This is a genomic window from Actinacidiphila polyblastidii, from assembly GCF_036353415.1.
In the GTDB taxonomy this organism is placed as follows: Bacteria; Actinomycetota; Actinomycetes; order Streptomycetales; family Streptomycetaceae; genus Actinacidiphila; species Actinacidiphila polyblastidii.
In genome coordinates this window covers 128,399-144,232 of the sequence record NZ_JAZEWV010000001.1, presented here as the reverse complement: position 1 = coordinate 144,232, position 15,834 = coordinate 128,399, and the positions used below count along the sequence as shown (strand labels likewise).

19 protein-coding genes are annotated in these 15,834 nt (G+C 72.5%); 12 read left to right on the top strand and 7 right to left on the bottom strand.

The window, feature by feature from the left end; genetic code table 11:
• The first annotated feature begins 67 nt into the window (after positions 1–67).
• The 6 genes from V2S66_RS00480 to V2S66_RS00455 are packed head-to-tail and all read left to right on the top strand — an operon-like array spanning position 68 to position 6,149.
• The gene (locus V2S66_RS00480) at positions 68–913 is read left to right on the top strand and encodes an STAS domain-containing protein (protein ID WP_330792158.1); all 846 of its coding nucleotides are present in this window, start codon (positions 68–70) and stop codon (positions 911–913) included.
• Positions 910–1,287 (top strand): STAS domain-containing protein, encoded by a 378-nt coding sequence (locus V2S66_RS00475; RefSeq protein WP_330792156.1) that lies wholly within the window; start codon positions 910–912, stop codon positions 1,285–1,287. The genes V2S66_RS00480 and V2S66_RS00475 overlap by 4 nt, the downstream gene beginning before the upstream one ends.
• Complete coding sequence (locus V2S66_RS00470) at positions 1,284–1,712, top strand: anti-sigma regulatory factor (RefSeq protein WP_330792154.1); 429 nt, start codon at positions 1,284–1,286, stop codon at positions 1,710–1,712. The genes V2S66_RS00475 and V2S66_RS00470 overlap by 4 nt, the downstream gene beginning before the upstream one ends.
• Positions 1,700–2,743 (top strand): ATP-binding protein, encoded by a 1,044-nt coding sequence (locus V2S66_RS00465; RefSeq protein WP_413966249.1) that lies wholly within the window; start codon positions 1,700–1,702, stop codon positions 2,741–2,743. The genes V2S66_RS00470 and V2S66_RS00465 overlap by 13 nt, the downstream gene beginning before the upstream one ends.
• Positions 2,740–4,554 carry an ATP-binding protein gene (locus V2S66_RS00460; protein ID WP_330792151.1) on the top strand — a complete coding sequence of 605 codons (1,815 nt, stop codon included), beginning with the start codon at positions 2,740–2,742 and terminating at the stop codon, positions 4,552–4,554. Before V2S66_RS00465 ends, V2S66_RS00460 begins: the two co-directional genes overlap by 4 nt.
• Positions 4,551–6,149, top strand: coding sequence for a fused response regulator/phosphatase (locus V2S66_RS00455; RefSeq protein ID WP_330792149.1), 1,599 nt, complete (start codon positions 4,551–4,553; stop codon positions 6,147–6,149). Before V2S66_RS00460 ends, V2S66_RS00455 begins: the two co-directional genes overlap by 4 nt.
• 42 nt (positions 6,150–6,191) lie before the next feature.
• On the opposite strand, the gene V2S66_RS00450 is transcribed toward V2S66_RS00455, so the two are convergent.
• Positions 6,192–6,485 carry a hypothetical protein gene (locus V2S66_RS00450; protein ID WP_330792147.1) on the bottom strand — a complete coding sequence of 98 codons (294 nt, stop codon included), beginning with the start codon at positions 6,483–6,485 and terminating at the stop codon, positions 6,192–6,194.
• Between the two features lie 453 nt (positions 6,486–6,938).
• Here V2S66_RS00450 and V2S66_RS00445 point away from each other — a divergent pair, with 453 nt between their 5' ends.
• Positions 6,939–7,097, top strand: coding sequence for a hypothetical protein (locus V2S66_RS00445; RefSeq protein ID WP_330792145.1), 159 nt, complete (start codon positions 6,939–6,941; stop codon positions 7,095–7,097).
• Between the two features lie 55 nt (positions 7,098–7,152).
• Here the strand turns inward: V2S66_RS00445 and V2S66_RS00440 are convergent, their stop codons facing one another.
• Together V2S66_RS00440 and V2S66_RS00435 are read right to left on the bottom strand one after the other, a co-directional pair.
• Positions 7,153–7,551, bottom strand: a complete 399-nt coding sequence (locus V2S66_RS00440) for a nuclear transport factor 2 family protein (protein WP_330792144.1) — start codon at positions 7,549–7,551, stop codon at positions 7,153–7,155.
• A 98-nt stretch (positions 7,552–7,649) separates the two neighbouring features.
• On the bottom strand, positions 7,650–8,075 hold the full coding sequence (locus V2S66_RS00435; protein WP_330792143.1) for a pyridoxamine 5'-phosphate oxidase family protein: 426 nt from the start codon (positions 8,073–8,075) through the stop codon (positions 7,650–7,652).
• A 186-nt stretch (positions 8,076–8,261) separates the two neighbouring features.
• Between V2S66_RS00435 and V2S66_RS00430 the strand changes: the two genes are divergently transcribed.
• Entirely contained in the window at positions 8,262–8,810 is a 549-nt protein-coding gene (locus V2S66_RS00430) for a COG4315 family predicted lipoprotein (RefSeq protein WP_330792141.1), read from the top strand.
• A 39-nt stretch (positions 8,811–8,849) separates the two neighbouring features.
• On the opposite strand, the gene V2S66_RS00425 is transcribed toward V2S66_RS00430, so the two are convergent.
• Positions 8,850–9,014 carry a hypothetical protein gene (locus V2S66_RS00425; protein WP_330792139.1) on the bottom strand — a complete coding sequence of 55 codons (165 nt, stop codon included), beginning with the start codon at positions 9,012–9,014 and terminating at the stop codon, positions 8,850–8,852.
• A 268-nt stretch (positions 9,015–9,282) separates the two neighbouring features.
• Between V2S66_RS00425 and V2S66_RS00420 the strand changes: the two genes are divergently transcribed.
• Positions 9,283–10,752: an endo-1,4-beta-xylanase gene (locus V2S66_RS00420; RefSeq protein WP_330792137.1), complete on the top strand. Its 1,470-nt coding sequence runs from the start codon at positions 9,283–9,285 to the stop codon at positions 10,750–10,752.
• Positions 10,753–11,136: 384 nt separating this feature from the next.
• Here the strand turns inward: V2S66_RS00420 and V2S66_RS00415 are convergent, their stop codons facing one another.
• Together V2S66_RS00415 and V2S66_RS00410 are read right to left on the bottom strand one after the other, a co-directional pair.
• On the bottom strand, positions 11,137–12,102 hold the full coding sequence (locus V2S66_RS00415) for a PP2C family protein-serine/threonine phosphatase (RefSeq protein WP_330792134.1): 966 nt from the start codon (positions 12,100–12,102) through the stop codon (positions 11,137–11,139).
• A 298-nt stretch (positions 12,103–12,400) separates the two neighbouring features.
• Positions 12,401–12,934: a MarR family winged helix-turn-helix transcriptional regulator gene (locus V2S66_RS00410; RefSeq protein WP_330792132.1), complete on the bottom strand. Its 534-nt coding sequence runs from the start codon at positions 12,932–12,934 to the stop codon at positions 12,401–12,403.
• 67 nt (positions 12,935–13,001) lie between these two features.
• On the opposite strand from V2S66_RS00410, the gene V2S66_RS00405 reads away from it, so the two are divergent.
• Entirely contained in the window at positions 13,002–14,168 is a 1,167-nt protein-coding gene (locus V2S66_RS00405) for a PP2C family protein-serine/threonine phosphatase (protein ID WP_330792130.1), read from the top strand.
• A gap of 17 nt (positions 14,169–14,185) precedes the next feature.
• Here the strand turns inward: V2S66_RS00405 and V2S66_RS00400 are convergent, their stop codons facing one another.
• Positions 14,186–14,593 (bottom strand): hypothetical protein, encoded by a 408-nt coding sequence (locus tag V2S66_RS00400; RefSeq protein ID WP_330792127.1) that lies wholly within the window; start codon positions 14,591–14,593, stop codon positions 14,186–14,188.
• A gap of 295 nt (positions 14,594–14,888) precedes the next feature.
• Between V2S66_RS00400 and V2S66_RS00395 the strand changes: the two genes are divergently transcribed.
• A complete protein-coding gene (locus V2S66_RS00395) occupies positions 14,889–15,326 on the top strand; it encodes an ATP-binding protein (RefSeq protein WP_330792125.1) in 438 nt (145 codons plus the stop codon).
• A 128-nt stretch (positions 15,327–15,454) separates the two neighbouring features.
• Complete coding sequence (locus tag V2S66_RS00390) at positions 15,455–15,808, top strand: STAS domain-containing protein (protein WP_330792123.1); 354 nt, start codon at positions 15,455–15,457, stop codon at positions 15,806–15,808.
• Positions 15,809–15,834 lie beyond the last annotated feature (26 nt).

Genomic DNA, 15,834 nt, shown 5'->3' with positions numbered 1-15,834 from the left:
CGGTGCGTGATGCCATGCCGTAGTCTCCCATTCGAACAACCGCGAAACGGGATGAGAGGGCCGACCTATGGCGCAGGACGAGCCGGAACGGCTGCTGAGGCTGTTGTCGGACCAGCAGGAGCAGATTGTCGCCCAATGGGTGCGCAAGGTCACCACCACGCTCGCCGGCCGGCTGACGCCGGCCGAGGTCCAGCAGGACCTGACCGAGCTGTACGGCGCCCTCCTCGCTGCCGTGGCGCAGGGCAGCCTCGCCACCCGGCAGGAGGCGTACGGCGAGGTCCGCAGCCTGCTGACCGAACTCTCCCGCAACCGCGCCCGGCAGGGCTTCAGCCCCACCGAGACCGCCTACGGCCTGTTCGCGCTCAAGGAGGTGCTGGAGCCGTTCCTGTCCGACGCCGCCCACCTCGCCGCGTACCTGCAGTTCTCACGGGCCCTGGACGATCTCGGCCTCTACACCGTCGAGACGCACGCCAAGACCCGTGAGGAGATCATCTCCTCGCAGGCCGAACAGCTGCTGGAGCTGTCCACGCCGGTGGTGAAGCTGTGGGACGGCATCGTGGGCGTGCCGCTGGTCGGCACGCTGGACTCGGCCCGCACCCAGGTGGTCATGGAGAAGCTGCTCCAGTCGCTGCTCGACCAGAACGCCACCCACGCGATCATCGACATCACCGGCGTCCCCTCGGTCGACACCCAGGTCGCGCAGCACCTGCTGAAGACCGTGGTGGCCGCGCGCATGATGGGCGCGGAGTGCACGATCTCCGGCATCCGACCGCAGATAGCCCAGACCATCGTGGCCCTGGGCATCGAGTTCGGCGACATCACCACCAAGGCCACCCTGGCCGACGCGCTGCGCCACGCGCTGCGGCGCATCGAACTCCAGTCGGCCACCGCCGGGATGGGTGGGACGGCGTGACCGACCGGGTACCGATCCTGAAGATCGGGGACGTCCTCCTGGTCTCCATCCAGGTCGACCTGGAGGACCAGATGGTCATGGACCTCCAGGAGGACCTGTCGCAGCGGATCGTGGACACCGGCGCCCAGGGCGTGGTGATCGACATCTCCGCCCTGGAGATCGTGGACTCCTTCGTCGGCCGGATGCTCGCCACCATCGCGGCCATCTCCCGCGTGCTCGGCGCCGAGACCGTCGTGGTCGGCATGCGCCCCGCGGTGGCCATGACCCTGGTCGAACTGGGGCTCTCGCTGGGCGGCGTGCGTACCGCGCTCAACCTGGAGCAGGGCATCGGCGCGCTGCGCCGCGCCCGGGACCAGGGCCCGGTCCAGCGGTGACCCCCGGCGTCGAGCCGCTGGAGGAGTCGGCGGTGGACGAGTCCCCCATCGCCGCCAACGCGGACGTCGTCAAGGCGCGCCAGACCGTCCGGGCGCTCGCCCAGCAGGCCAGGCTGTCCTTGGTGGATCAGACGAAACTGATCACCGCGGCCAGCGAGCTGGCCCGCAACACCCTGACCTACGGCGGCGGCGGCAGCATGCGGGTGAGCATCGTGCGGCGCGGCGCGAAGACCGGCGTGAAGGTCGCCTTCCACGACGAGGGACCCGGCATCGAGGACATGGAACTGGCGCTCACCGACGGCTGGTCGTCGGGCAAGGGCATGGGACTGGGCCTCAGCGGCGCCCGGCGCCTGGCCGACGAGTTCGAAGTCGTCTCCACGCCCGGCAAGGGCACGCGGGTCGTGGTCGTCAAGTGGGCACGGTGAACGCGCCGCCCGCGGAGGCGGGCGAAGTGATGTGGCTGCGCACCGGCGAAGGGCTGCCCGCCGCCGGGCGGCGCGAGGCGGCGATACTGGCCCGCCGGGTCGGGCTCAGCGACAAGCGCGCGGCCGACCTCGCGCTGGCCGTCACCGAGGCCGCCACCAACCTCCAGCGGCACGCCGTCGACGGAGCGCTGGCGCTGCGCGTCACCGCCTTCGACGCCCGGTCCGCCGTCGAACTGCTCGCCCTCGACAGCGGTCCCGGCATCACCGACCTCGGCGCGGCACTGCGTGACGGCTCGTCCACCGCCGGCACCCTCGGCGTCGGCCTCGGCGCCATCCGCCGGCTCGCCGACCGCTTCGCCATCCACACGCTGCCCGGCCGGGGCACCGCGCTCTACGCGGGCTTCGACGCGGACCCCGCACCGGGACCGGGCCCGGACCCGGCCGCGGAGGTCGGCGGCCTCACCCGGCCCATCAGCGGCGAGACCCAGTGCGGCGACACCTGGGCGGTACGGGAGGAGCCGCTGGGCTCACCGCACCTGCTGGCCATGATGTGCGACGGCCTGGGACACGGCCCGCTGGCCGCGCGCGCCGCGGACGCGGCCCGTCTGGCGTTCCGCAACAGCCGTGCCACCGATCCCGCGCTGGTCCTGGCGGACATCCACCGCGGGCTCAAGGGCACCCGCGGCGCAGCCCTCGCGGTGGCGAGGATCGACGTGCCCACCCGGCGGGTGTCGCTGTGCGGGGTCGGCAACATCGCCACCTTCGTCCTCGGGGCCGAGTCCCGGCAGACCCTGATGTCCACCCCGGGCATCGTCGGCCACAACGTCTCACGCACGCAGACCTTCACCGCGGACCTGCCGCCGGGGAGCGTGCTCGTGATGCACTCCGACGGGCTCAACAGCCGCTGGCAGCCGGACCAGTTCCGCGGTCTGACCGCGCAGATCCCGGCGCTCATCGCCGCCCAGCTGCTCTGGCAGGCCGGCACCCGGCGCGACGACGCGGGAATCGTCGTGGTCAAGGTGCCGTCGTGACCGGTGCGGCGAACGCGCCGGGCGGCGACCCCTGCCGCGTCCTGTCGCTCGCCGTCGCGGGCGAACGCGAACTGCTGGCGCTGCGCAGGGACATTCAGGTGGCCTGCCGGGCGCTGGGGATGTCCGAGTCGGAGACGGTCCGGCTGGCCACCGTCGTCGGCGAGGTCGGACGCAACCTGCTGGGCGCGGGCGGCCTCTCCGGCTCCGTGGCGCTGACCGACGACGACCGGCCCGGGGTCGCCGTGGTGTTCGGCTGGTCGGACGCCGTCCGTCCGGCCGCCTGGGTGCTGGAGGCGGCCGGCCGTCTCCTGCATTCCTGTCGGTACGAGGAAGCCCCGTTTCCGCGAGTGATCCTGGGGCAGTTGGTTCCGGTGACAGCTCAGCCCCTCACACAGCGGGCCGCTGACGTCCGGGAGGAGTTGAGGGGGCTGGGCGGGGTGAGTATGGGCGAGGAGCTGCGGAGCCAGAACCATGATCTGCTGGCGGCTCTCCAACAGGCCCGCGCCCACCAGGAGGAGCTGCAGCGGCTCAACCAGGAGCTCGAGGAGACCAACCAGGGCGTCATGGCCCTGTACGCGGAGCTGTCCAGCGAGCTGGAGACCACCAACAGCGGCGTGGTCGCCCTCTACGCCGAACTGGAGGAGAAGACCCGCGAGCTGAGCCTGCTCAACGAGGCCAAGACCCGGTTCTGGGCGAACGTCAGCCACGAACTGCGCTCACCGGTCAACGGCGTCATCGGGCTGACCCGGCTGCTGCTGACCCCCGGCGGCGACCCGCTCACCGAGGAGCAGCGCCAGCAGGTCCAGATGATCTCCTCCTCGGGCAGCACCATGCTCGCCCTCGTCGAGGAGCTGCTGGACGTCGCCAAGGCGGAGTCCGGCCGGCTGGAGCCCGAACTGGTGCCCGTCGACCTGCGGATGCTCTTCCACCAGCTGCGCGGCACCCTGCGGGCCACCGCACGCCCCGGCGTCGCCCTGGTCATCCCCGACGCCGGCGACCAGCCCGCGATGATCTCCGACGAGGTCATGCTCACCCGCATCCTGCGCAACGTCCTGTCCAACAGCCTGAAGTTCACCGACAGCGGCGAGGTCCGTCTCACCGTCGAGCGCTTCGAGCGGGCCGGCCGCGCCTGGTGCGCCTTCGGCGTCTCCGACACCGGCATCGGCATCCCGAAGGAGGAACAGGCCCGCGTGTTCGAGGAGTTCTACCAGGTCCGCGGCCCGCACCAGCGGGCGCGCTCCGGCACCGGCCTCGGGCTGCCGTACGCGCGCCGGCTGGTCGAGCTCCTCGGCGGCCGGCTGACCCTGGACAGCACGGCCGACGAGGGCACCCGCGTCGTGGTCGAGGTGCCGGCCGGGCCGCACCGCGCCGGCGGCACCGGGGAGGACGTCCCGGCCGCGCCCGCCGTGCAGTTGGAGCGGCTCGTCGTCGTCGACGACGACCCCGACTTCCTGGCGACGATCCGGCCGGTGCTCGCCCAGCTCGCCGAAGACGTCACCGAGGTCGGCGACAGCTCCCAGGCGATGTCGGTGATACGGCGCCGCCGCCCCGACGCGGTCCTCATCGACCTGAGCATGCCGCCGCCCGACGGCTACCAGCTCCTCGCGCACCTCGCCGACGACCGGGAACTGACCGACGTGCCGGTGATCGTGCTGACCGCCAACGACCGCTCGACGCTCGACAACTCCCGGCTCATCCACGCCCAGGCCGTCCTCGGCAAGACCCACCTGACGGCCATCCGGCTGGCGAACGTCCTGTCGCCTGTGCTCGCCGAACGGCGTGCGGGCGGCCAGGGCCCGGAGGGCCGGTGACGCCGAACCCGGCGGCCGAGACCGCCGGCGCGCGCGTGCTCCTGGTCGACGACAGCGCCACCAACCGCTACGTGCTCGGCACCTACCTGCGCCGTGCCGGACACGAGGTCGTGGAGGCCGAGGACGGCGCCGCGGCCCTGGAACTGCTGCGCCGCCCCGACCTGCCGGAACTGGCGGTGATCGACGTCCGGCTGCCCGACATGACCGGCTTCGAGGTGTGCGAGATCATCAAGGCCGACGACCGGACCTCGTGGCTGCCCGTCATCCACGTGTCGGCCTCGGCGATCACCGTCACCGACCGCGCGCAGGGCCTCAACCGCGGCGCGGACGCGTACCTGACCGAGCCCGTCGCCCCCAACGAGCTGGTGGCGACCGTCGCCGCCGCGCTGCGCTACGCCCGCGCCCGGCAGCGCGCCGAGACGCTCGCCGGCCGGCTGAGCGCCCTCAACCGCGCCACCCTCGACTTCTACCACGCAGAGAACGCCACCGACCTCGCCGCGAGGGCGGCGCGCGGCGCCGGCCGGATCTTCGGCACCCCGGCGCTCGTGGTGGTCCGCACCGCGGAGGACGGCCTCATCCAGCTCGTCGGCACGGACGACGGCGAGGCCAGGCCGGTGGTCACCGACCCCCCCGAGCGGTTCGCCCGCGAGGTGATGCGCCTGCAGGCGCGCGACGACGCCGGCGTGCGGCTGGAGATGGTCCCGGCCGGCTGGCTCGACGGCGACGATCCGCTGACCGGCGGCACCCGCGCCCTCGCCGTCGCCTCGGCCCGGGTCAAGGGCACCGGATCGACCGCCGCGGTGGTCCTCGCGCAGCACGAGCTGAGCGAGGACGACCACGAGGTCCTCACCCAGCTGGCGCACGCCTGCGCGCTCTCACTGGAGGCCCTGCGCTCCTACCGGGAGGAACACACCCTGGCGCTGACCCTGCAGCGCACCTTCCTGCCCGGCTCCCTGCCCGCCACCCCGCTCGCCGACCTGGCCGTACGGTACCTGCCCGCCAGCCAGACCGCGGAGATCGGCGGCGACTTCTACGAGGCGCTGCCCGTCCGCGGCGGGCTGCTGCTCGCCGTCGGCGACGTCGCCGGCCACTCCCTGGACGCCGCCGTCGTCATGGGGGAGATCCGCCACGCCCTGCGCGCCTACGCGCTGGAGGGCCACCCACCCGACGTCATCCTGTCCCACCTGGAGTACCTGCTCCAGCACGTCGACTCGCCCATGGGCGCGACGCTGTGCGTGGCCCTGCTCGACGGCTCCGGCACCCTCCACGTGGCCAACGCGGGCCACCTGCCGCTCGCGATCCGCGACGCGGGCGGCACGACGCGCTACATCAGCGAGCACGGCCCGATGCTCGGCCTCGGCCTGCCGCAGCCGCCCGCGGTACGGATTCCGGTCGGGCCCGGCACCCAGCTGGTCATGGTCACCGACGGGCTGCTGGAGCGGCGCGGCGGCGACCTCGACAAGGCGCTGGCCAAGATGGCGGACCTGCTGACGACCGCCCCCGACAGCGCCGACGCGGCCTGCGAACTGCTCCTCGCCCACTTCCCGCCCGACGGCAACGACGACGTCGCGATGCTGATCGCCCGCCTGCTGTGACCCGCCCGCTCTGACGTGCCCGAACCGGCCCGCGCGAGCGGATCAGGCGGTTCGCGGCGAGCGGCGGTCGCGCCGGTACCTCAGGGCGAGCCGCACGGCCTCGACGAGGGCCACGCAGAAGGCGGCGAAGCAGACGCCGGACAGCACGGCGATCACGTTCTGGGTGTCACCGTACTTGGTCTCCGCCGCCCCCCAGGCGAGCAGCCCGGACACGACGAAGAGCAGCGGCACGCTGACGGCCGTGAGCCGGAACCGCAGGTCGCGCACCGACCTGGCGCTGTGCTGACCGCCACCGCCGGCTGCCCGAGCCGCTCCATGGGTACTCGACGTGCTCATGTGGGACCTCCTGACGAAGCCGCCTAGTCACGGCGGTAGTGCGGGCCGCCGATCAGGAAGAGCAGAAGGCCGACGGTGAAGGCCGCCACGCCCAGGATGAAGCCGATCGTCGCCAGTGCCATCATCCGGGGCCTCCCTCATCGGGGTGGGGCGGACCGATGCCCGCCGGCCGTCGCCGGCCTCTCCCACCGTCGCACGGCTCTCCGGGCGCCGCAGGACCGGTCTCGGTGGACGGACCCCCGGTCCCACCGACCGGACACCCCCTGACGGCCGCCGCCGGACGGCGACCAGGGCTCGCTGCGCTGCGAAGCGCCGCCTTCGAAGCGCCGCCTGCGCGGATAGGCGTAGGGTTTTCTGTACGGGGTCGCTGACGTGCGGCGACGGACAGCCGCGCTGTGGGAGGGCTCCCGCGCGGGACGTGCAGCGGTCCTCCTTGTCCTGAAGGAGAGCGCCATGACCGAATCCGCAGATGCCTGGGTCAAGCGTGTGAGGGAACTGCCTGAGCCGCCGTCGCAGGAAGAGGCAGAGACGATGGTGCGCAGCATGTACGAGTCCGCGCAGCGGGACCTGGACGACCAGCGCGCACAGGCCGAGTACGAACGCGAGGAGTGACGCCCCAGAGGGCCTGCCCGGCCGGAGAGCACCCGGTCCGGACGGCCGACTCGCCTCAGCCCAGCCCCGCGGCAGCCTCCTGCCGGATGCGCGGGAACTCCTCGGCCATCGCCGCCGCGAGCGCCTGGGCGGCCGACAGCGGGCGGACCATCACCGTGAACTCGTCGATCCGGCCGTCCTCGTCCAGGTGCAGGAAGTCGCAACCCTGGATCTGCCGGCCGCCGACGGTCGCCGTGAAGACGAGCGCGTGGTCGCGCCCGCCGGAGTCGTCGATCTCCCGCTCGTACCTGAAGTCGCCGAACACCCTGAAGACCGCCCGCAGGATCGCGGCGGTGACCGGCTTCCCCGGGTAGGGCTTGAAGGCGACGGGGCTGGTGAAGACGACGTCGTCGGCGAGCAGTTCGGTCGCCGCGTCGAGGTCGCCTGCTTCGACGGCCTTGCGGAAAGCGTGCACCTGGTCACCTTCTGGACGGTCGGGGTCGCGTGGCGCGTCGACGGTACCAACCGGGCCGCCGGCGGGAGCGAGCGCACCCCCTTGCCGCCAGCCCCCGTTCAGACCGCGCCGAGGTCGGCGGCGGTCCAGTGCTCCGGGCGCATCCGGACGACGATGTGGTCGGTGAGCTCCGCCTCCGCCATCGCCACGTACCGGTCGAGCGCGTCGCCTGACAGGTACCGGCTGGCCATCTCGCGGTGGAGGGCGCCGGAGCCCTCGCTCTCCCCGTCCACCGGTCCTTCGACCGAGACGTACCTCGGCGTCGGCGCCTCGCGGTGGACCAGCAGGCTGAAGCGGCCCGCCGCTCTGATCCGCGCCATCTTCCGGGAGTCCGCGCCGGTCAGGATCCACGGCAGACCGCCGGGCCGGTAGCCGTACCAGAGCGGCACCAGCAGCGGCCCGCGGCCGTCCCCGGCCGCGACACCCAGCGTCGCCACGTGCGGTTCGGCCAGAAAGCCCTCGCGTTCCTCGCGTGAAAGTGCCATGTCCCGAACCTAGGGCCGCCCACCGACAACGGCTCGCCGGGGCGGTCGGCGCTGCGGTAGCCCGGATGCCCTGCCGCTGTGGCGGGCGGGGGCGCCGGGCCGTGTAGTGGGCGGTGTGCGGCCCCCGCTCGGGCGGTCGTCACGGCCCCGTCCAGGGCGGCGGGTTCCGAGGAGTCAGGAGTCGCAGTGAAGCACCGCGCCAGAGCATTCGCCGCAGTCGCGGGGACCCTGGCGGCCGCCGCCGCGGCGACGGCCTGTTCCAGCGGAACGGGCGACCACAGCTCCGCCGCGTCGCCCCCCGCCAGTGCGACGTACGCACCGCAGGCCGCGGCCGACACCGCGCCGGCGACGGTCGCCACCAAGTCGGTGAGCCTCGGCAAGGTCCTCGTCAACGACAAGGGCCTGACCCTCTACCTCTTCCAGGCGGACAAGACCAGCACGTCCACCTGCGACGGGTCGTGCGCCAAGGCGTGGCCGCCGCTGACCGTCAAGGGCAAGCCGACCGCCGGCGGCGGCGTGCAGAGCAGGCTGCTGTCGACCACCAGGCGCAGCGACGGCAGCCTGCAGGTGACCTACGGCGGCCACCCGCTCTACCGCTTCGCCGGCGACAAGAAGCCCGGCAACACCAACGGCCAGGGTCTCGACGACTTCGGCGCCAAATGGTACGTCCTGGGCACCGACGGCAAGCAGAACACCACCAAGCCCTCGCAGCCCCCGAGCGTCGGCGGCTACTGACCCGGCGCCCGCGAGCCCGCCGGCTCCGGGTCGGCGCGGTCAGGAGACGATCGCGCCGAGCACCCCGTTGAACGCCTCGGTGGAGCTGGTGTGGGTGGAGATCGCGTCCCGCAGCTCGGTGGCCGTGACGTCGTGCCGCATGGCCGGCGCCACGGTGCTGACGACCTCCCGGGCGTCGATGCCGAGCAGGGCCGCACCGAGCACGAGGTCGGTGTCGGTGGTCGGCGTCCAGGACGCACTTCATGACGCCGCCGGTCTCCTGTATTGACGCCGCTCGCGGAGCGCCCTAAGGTGCCCGAAACGTTCGTATGCCATTCAGAAACTTTCGATCCGGCGACGGATCGGAGGGAGAAGGGCCAAGGATGTTAGCGCTCACCAGGGTGATCGCCCGGATGAAGTCGGTCCGTGGCGGTTCGAGGCCGAGCGCAGGCGCCGGCAGGCGCCTCTCCCCCCACACGAAGGAGAAACCGCGATGTCCTGGTTCTACAGGGGCGGCCGCCCCAGAAAGACGCTGGCGGCCTTGACCGGAGCGGCGGCCGCGACGGCGTTGGCCGTCGTCGGCATGGGGGCGTTCGCCACCCATGCCGAAGCGGCCGGCTCGCTGGGCGCCGCAGCGGCGCAGTCCGGACGGTACTTCGGTACGGCGGTGGCCGCGTCCAAGCTCGGCAACTCGACGTACTCCACGATCCTCGACCGGGAATTCAACATGATCACCCCGGAGAACGAGATGAAGTGGGACACCACCGAGCCGTCCCGCGGCTCGTTCAACTTCGGGCCCGCGGATCAGATCGTCAGCCACGCGGCGGCCCATGGGCAGAAGATGCGCGGCCACACACTGGTGTGGTACCAGCAGCTGCCCGGCTGGGTGTCGGGTCTGTCCGCCTCGGACCTGCAGTCCGCGATGGACAACCACATCACGCAGGAGATGACCCACTTCAAGGGCAGGATCTACGCCTGGGACGTGGTCAACGAGGCGTTCGCCGACGGCGGCAGCGGCCAGCACCGCAGCTCGCCCTTCCAGGACAAGCTCGGCAACGGCTTCATCGAGCACGCCTTCCGCACCGCCCGGTCGGCGGACCCGGCCGCCAAGCTCTGTTACAACGACTACAACATCGAGAACTGGACGGACGCCAAGACCCAGGGCGTCTACGCCATGGTCAAGGACTTCACCTCACGCGGCGTGCCCATCGACTGCGTCGGCTTCCAGAGCCACTTCGGCACCGGCGGACCGCCCGCCAGCTTCCAGACCACTCTGTCGAACTTCGCAGCACTGGGTGTGGACGTCCAGATCACCGAGCTCGACATCGCCCAGGCGTCGGCCACCAACTACGCCAGCACCGTCAACGCGTGCGTGCACGTGAGCCGCTGCACGGGCATCACGGTGTGGGGCATCCGGGACAGCGACTCCTGGCGTTCGGGGGACAACCCGCTGCTCTTCGACGGCAACGGCAACCCCAAGAGCGCCTACAGCTCGGTTCTGAACGCCCTCAACGCGGCGTCCGGCACCACGAGCGGCGGGTCGACGACCGGCGGCACGACCACCGGGTCGACGACCGGCGGCACGACCACCGGCACCACCACCGGGTCGACGACCGGCGGCACGACCACCGGCACGACCGGCGGCAGCACGACCGGCGGCACCGGAGGAGGCGCGTGCACGGCCACGTACACCACCGTCAACTCCTGGTCCGGCGGCTTCCAGGGTGAGGTCAAGGTGACCGCGGGAAACGCCGCGATCAGCGGCTGGACCGTCCAGTGGACCCTGGGCAGCGGGCAGAGCATCAGCCAGGTGTGGAACGGCACGCTCGCCACGAGCGGTTCGACGGCGACGGTCACCAACGCCGCCTACAACGGTGCGCTCCAGCCCTCCGCGTCGACCACCTTCGGGTTCCTCAGCAACGGCACCGCCTCCACGCCGTCCCTGTCCTGCACGAGTCCGTGAGGATGTCGCAGTCCTGAGCGTTGGCATGGGGCAACGCCCGGAGCGGCGCCGTCCGCCCTCCCAGTCCCGTAGGGCGGACGGCGCCGCGCGCCCTGCGGGGACCTCGTTGACATGAGCGGGGGAGCGCCGGCGACGGCCCGCGGCATCAACCGCGGCTACCCCGACGGCGGCCACGTCAACCCGCCCGCGCCGACCCGGGACAGCTCCGGGCTGCACCTGGACACGCCCGCCGCCGGCGCGCCGTTCTGCGCGCCGGCGTACCCGGTCAGCTCACCTTCTCCGGGCAGATTCCCGCGATGGCGCCCCGGGCGGCTCCACCACCTGGGTGAAGACTGCCGACGTCACGAGCGGCCTGGTCCCGCACACAGCCTGGTGCGCCGAGGGTCAGCCGCCGGTGAACTCCGCGGAGAACACCACGACGTCGTCCTGCCGGTGGTGGCGGAAGGCGTCGAGCAGCGCGTCGCAGAAGGCCTCGCCGTCGGCTGGAGCGTTCGCGACGACGCTGCGCAGCTGCTCCAGGGAGTCGTCGAGGTGGGTCCCGGGAGCCTCGATGAGCCCGTCGGTGACCATCAGCAGCCGGGCGCCGGGGGTGAGGTGCACCGTGGTCTCCGGCGGCTGGGGCAGGCCGAGGCCCAGCAGCGGGCCGTGCTCGTGGACGTAGTGCGGGGCGGCGCCGGCGAAGGCGAGAAGCGGCGGCAGGTGGCCGGCGTTGGCGAAGCGGAGCGTCCCCGTGGTGAGGTCGACGAGGGCCACGCACACCGTCGCGGTGCGGCCGGGCCGGGTCAGCCGCAGCAGCCGGTCCAGTCTCGACACGATGGCGCGGGGGGAGTGGCCGTCGTAGGCGTAGGCCCGCAGCGCGTGCCGCAGTTCCCCCATCATGACGGCGGCCTGCAGGTTGTGGCCCGCGACGTCCCCCACCGCGAGCAGCAGGCCCTCCGGGGTGCTGACGGCTTCGTAGAAGTCGCCCCCGATCTCGTTGCCCGGGTCGGCGGCGAGGTAGCGCACCGCCAGGCTCATGTGCGCGACGGAGGGCAGCACCGCGGGCAGGAAGGTCCGCTGGAGGGTCAGCGCCAGCTGGTGTTCGTGCTGGTACAGCGCGACGACGCCGCGGTTGGTCTCCTCCAGCTCCACCAGGAGGCCGGCGTTGAGCGCGGCCGTCTGCTGCTCGGCGGCCTCCAGCGCCGCGCAGCGCCGTTCCAGCTCCCGGACCCTGGCGCGGAGCAGGTGCGCCTCCTGCCACGGCCGGTTCTCCCGCGACGGCGGCCCCGCCGCCTGCCGCCGGGGGATCGGCGCGCCCCGACGGTCGACGGCGCCCTGGCCGTCCCCCTCGTCGTCTCCACGGGCTTCCACTGCACTCCCGACCTGTGGGGCCGGGCGCCCTGCTCCGCGGCGGCATGCAGGTGCCCGCCGTGGAGCGAAGGTCCCCGTACCCGCGCCGCTGTACATTTGTCGCTCGACAAACGTTAGCGCAGGAGTGGCGTCGGCCCGCAAACGGGTCCGCCAAAGTTGCCATTTGACAACCGTGGTTGTCGCGCCACACGCTGTGCCCGCACCCGTGCGGCAGGGCACGCCGCCGGGAGACGTCAGCCGCGGGGCGGCGTGCCGACCGAGAGGACTGGAGGGGGGCGGATGGAGCGGTACGCGTCGTTCAGGCCGACGCCGCGTTCGAACCCTCTCCGGAGGCGCGCGGTGCGCCGAGGGAGGCCGTGCGGAACGCCTGGATGCCCCGCAGCAGCTCGACCTGGGCCTCCGGCGGCATCGCCGCGATGGTCTTCTGCAGCTCGGCCTCCCGCCACAGCCGCAGCTGCCGCAGATGGGCCCGGCCGGCCTCGGCGAGCCGGAGGTCCTTCTCGCGGCGGTTGGCCTCGTTCGGCGAGCGCGCCACGAACCCCAGCGCCTCCAGCCGGTCGCACAGTCTGCTGGTCGAAGGAGCCGAAGCGCCGAGGGCCACCGCCAGACCGCCCAGGTTGAGGCATTCCTCACGCTCCAGGATGTACAGGACGCGCAACTGGGCTGCGGATACTGGAGCGGGGGAGATGTCGCGCCGCCGTTCCCAGAGGATCTCCAGCAGCTCGATGATCTCCCCGGTCCGCGCGGCCAGATCGGCGCTCTGCGGGGAGGGGCCGCCGTGGTCGCGCACCACGGACGCGCGGTGCCGCCATCCTCCCGCTTCCTGCGCCATGACCCGTTCCTCCCTCATCGGCCTTCGCAGTGTCCCGACCCTAGATCCTGAGGCGGTAGGTACCCAGATGGAAAGATCCGCGGCGGTCGAGCGCGTCCTGCGCACCGTCGAGCCCCATGCGCTGCTGCCCGAACTCCGCCGCGCTCTGACCGACCGGTACGGTGCGCTCAAGGTCGATCTGCTGATGGCAGATTACGCAATGACCATACTCCAAACCGTGGAGTCCCTTCCCTTCACGACGCAGGCCGTGCCCGTTCACGTCAGCGCCCCCGGTCGCGCCTTCGCCTCCCAGCGAGCGGTACGGGAGCCGTCCGACAGCGCCACGGCCGTCCTCCACCTTCCGGTCAGCGTCCGGGGCGAGCGGATCGGCATCCTGAGCGTCACGGTCCCCGCCCAGGCGGCAGAGCCAGGCACCGAGGAGGAACTGGCCGAGATCGCCGAGTCGCTCGGGCGGGCCATCCTGATCGCGGACCGCGAGACCGACCTCTACCTCCAGGCCAAGCGCACCCGGAGGCTGACGCTCGCCGCCGAGATGCAGTGGCAGCTGCTGCCGGGCAGCAGCTGCTCGCGGACCGAGTACGACATGGGGGCGCAGCTCGAACCGGCCTACGGCGTCTACGGCGACAACGTCGACTGGTCCGCGACGGCCGACGACTTCGCACTGACGCTCACCAACGGCATGGGTGAGGGGATCGAGGCGTCCCTGCTCACCAGCCTCGGCATCAACGCCCTCCGCAACGCGCGCCGGGCCGGCCTGTCACTGGTCGACCAGGCGTGCCTGGCCGACCAGGCCATCTACGGCCTGCACCACGGCGGCCTGCACCTGTCCACCCTCCTGCTGCGCTTCGACCTGTCGACGGGCGTGGTGGAGGTCATCGACGCGGGATCGCCCAAGGCGTGGCTGCTGCGCGAAGGCAAGGTCAGCGCGGTCGAACTCGACGCGCAACTGCCTCTGGGCATGTTCGAGGACACACTGTACGAGAGCCAGACCTTCCGGGTGCGGCCAGGCGACCGGCTGCTCTTCCTCAGCGACGGCGTGTACGACGCCACCTCCCCGGCGGGGGAGCGGTACGAGGAGCGGGTCCTCAGCCGTGCGATGAACGCCACCCGGATGCTGCCGGCGCCCGAGGTGCCCCGCGCGATCCTGAACGAGCTGCGCGGGCACCTCGGCGAGCAGGAGGCGCTGGACGACGCCCTGGCCGTGTGCCTGGACTGGCGGGGCCGGGAGGGCTGACCGTCGGCGCGCGGGCGTCACTCCTCGGTGTCGACCTGCGGGCTGTCGGACGGGACGAACAGCCCCGCCGCGCGCTGGGTCACCGTCATGACCACCGCGTCGCGCAGCTCCCCCGACACCTCGAACGTCAGGGACGCCCAGGGGTTCGCGCCGTCCGGGGCGTCCGGGTCGTCCGCGAGCCGGCGGATGGCGTCGGACGCGACCGGGCCGCCGTCGCGATAGCTGAAGGCCACGTCCAGGTCACCGTCCCGCACGCCGGGGGTCGGGGGAATGGTGAACCGCAGCCCCGGGGCCACGTCGTGCGGGTCGATCAACCCGGTCCAGGTCACGACGCGCTCGCCTGCCACGGAGCGGACCTCCTTGTCGCGCAGCCCTCGCCAGATACCGCGGGGAGGGTGCTGCGAGACGATCTGAATGTTCACCATGTGCATCTTCCTGGGCGTGAACGCACTGCCGAAAGCGGGTCCTCCTGCGCCGCCGCACCCGCACGTCGGGTTCGCCGTGCAGCCTTGTCCGGGGCCTTCCCGCGAGGCGCGACGGCAAACGGCCGGTGGTGGCGGCTTGAAGGCGGTGGGGCGGGGAACGACCGTGTCCAGGGCTCTGTTGCGAGAGCCTGACGGCGTTGTCATCCTCGGGAGGCTGCAGGGGTTGTCCGGCGGGAGGCGCCGTGGGATTGATACTGTCCCGGCACGGCGTGCCCGAGGAGGGGAGGGGCGAGCGATGGCACAGGCGGTCCAGGATGAGGACGGCACGGTGCGGCCCGCGGTGGTGCTGCGGGCCGTGGAGGCGTACGACGGCCGGTCGTCGATGATCGGCCAGGCGCGACAGTTCGTGAGCGGGTTCCTCCAGGAGGTGGAGCGGCACGGCGCCGAGGTGGGGGCGCGGGTGGTGCAGGACGCGCAGCTGGTGGTCAGTGAACTGGTCACCAACGTCCATCGTCACGCCCCCGGCCGGTGCACGCTGGCCCTGGAGTGGGACGCCTCGGTGGTGCGCATCGCGGTCAGCGACACCCGGGAACAGGCCCCGGAGCCGGCTCCTCGGAACCCCGGGCGGGTCGGGGGGCACGGCCTGGAGATCGTGCTGGCGTTGTGCGAGCGGGTGGAGACCCTTCGCACCGCGTCGGGCAAGACGATCATCGCGTGTCTGCCGTGGGCCTGACCGGGGCGTGACCCGAATCCCGCCCCGGCGGGGAGCCGGCGGTTGACAGCCGGCGGTGCGGTGCACTGGGCTGTCCTCGGGGCCGTCCACCGAGCGGTCGGCCTTGAGTCCTCGGGGAAGGGGGCGCCGTGTACGAGGATCCGGAGGGCGGGCGTTTCCGCATACGCCGGGAGATGACGCCCGCGGGCGTCACCGTGCTGACCCCTGCGAGCACCCTCGACTTCACCACGGCCCCGCAGTTGGAGCGGGCGATCACGGTCACCGGTCGGCTTCCCTGCACCGTCGTGGACCTCAGCGAGGTGCGGTTCATGGACTCCAGCGGCATCAACGCGCTCATCCGTGCCCAGCGCGTCGCCCGTACCGCCGGAGGCTGGATCCGGCTGGCGGGGCTGCAGGACCATGTCAGCCGCACCGCCGAGATCGCCGGCCTCCAGGACGTCGTACCGGTCTATCCCGACCGCCAGGCCGCTCTGCGCCGCTGACCGGAAGGCCGGCCACGACGGTGCGA

Excerpts from the sequence above, each read along its gene's own strand:
- V2S66_RS00400 (WP_330792127.1), bottom strand. The coding sequence starts at position 14,593 with ATGGTGAACATTCAGATCGTCTCGCAGCACCCTCCCCGCGGTATCTGG.
- V2S66_RS00435 (WP_330792143.1), bottom strand. The coding sequence starts at position 8,075 with ATGGCACTTTCACGCGAGGAACGCGAGGGCTTTCTGGCCGAACCGCAC.
- V2S66_RS00445 (WP_330792145.1), top strand. The coding sequence starts at position 6,939 with ATGACCGAATCCGCAGATGCCTGGGTCAAGCGTGTGAGGGAACTGCCT.
- V2S66_RS00410 (WP_330792132.1), bottom strand. The coding sequence starts at position 12,934 with ATGGCGCAGGAAGCGGGAGGATGGCGGCACCGCGCGTCCGTGGTGCGC.
- V2S66_RS00395 (WP_330792125.1), top strand. The coding sequence starts at position 14,889 with ATGGCACAGGCGGTCCAGGATGAGGACGGCACGGTGCGGCCCGCGGTG.
- V2S66_RS00480 (WP_330792158.1), top strand. The coding sequence starts at position 68 with ATGGCGCAGGACGAGCCGGAACGGCTGCTGAGGCTGTTGTCGGACCAG.
- V2S66_RS00420 (WP_330792137.1), top strand. The coding sequence starts at position 9,283 with ATGTCCTGGTTCTACAGGGGCGGCCGCCCCAGAAAGACGCTGGCGGCC.
- V2S66_RS00450 (WP_330792147.1), bottom strand. The coding sequence starts at position 6,485 with ATGAGCACGTCGAGTACCCATGGAGCGGCTCGGGCAGCCGGCGGTGGC.
- V2S66_RS00405 (WP_330792130.1), top strand. The coding sequence starts at position 13,002 with ATGGAAAGATCCGCGGCGGTCGAGCGCGTCCTGCGCACCGTCGAGCCC.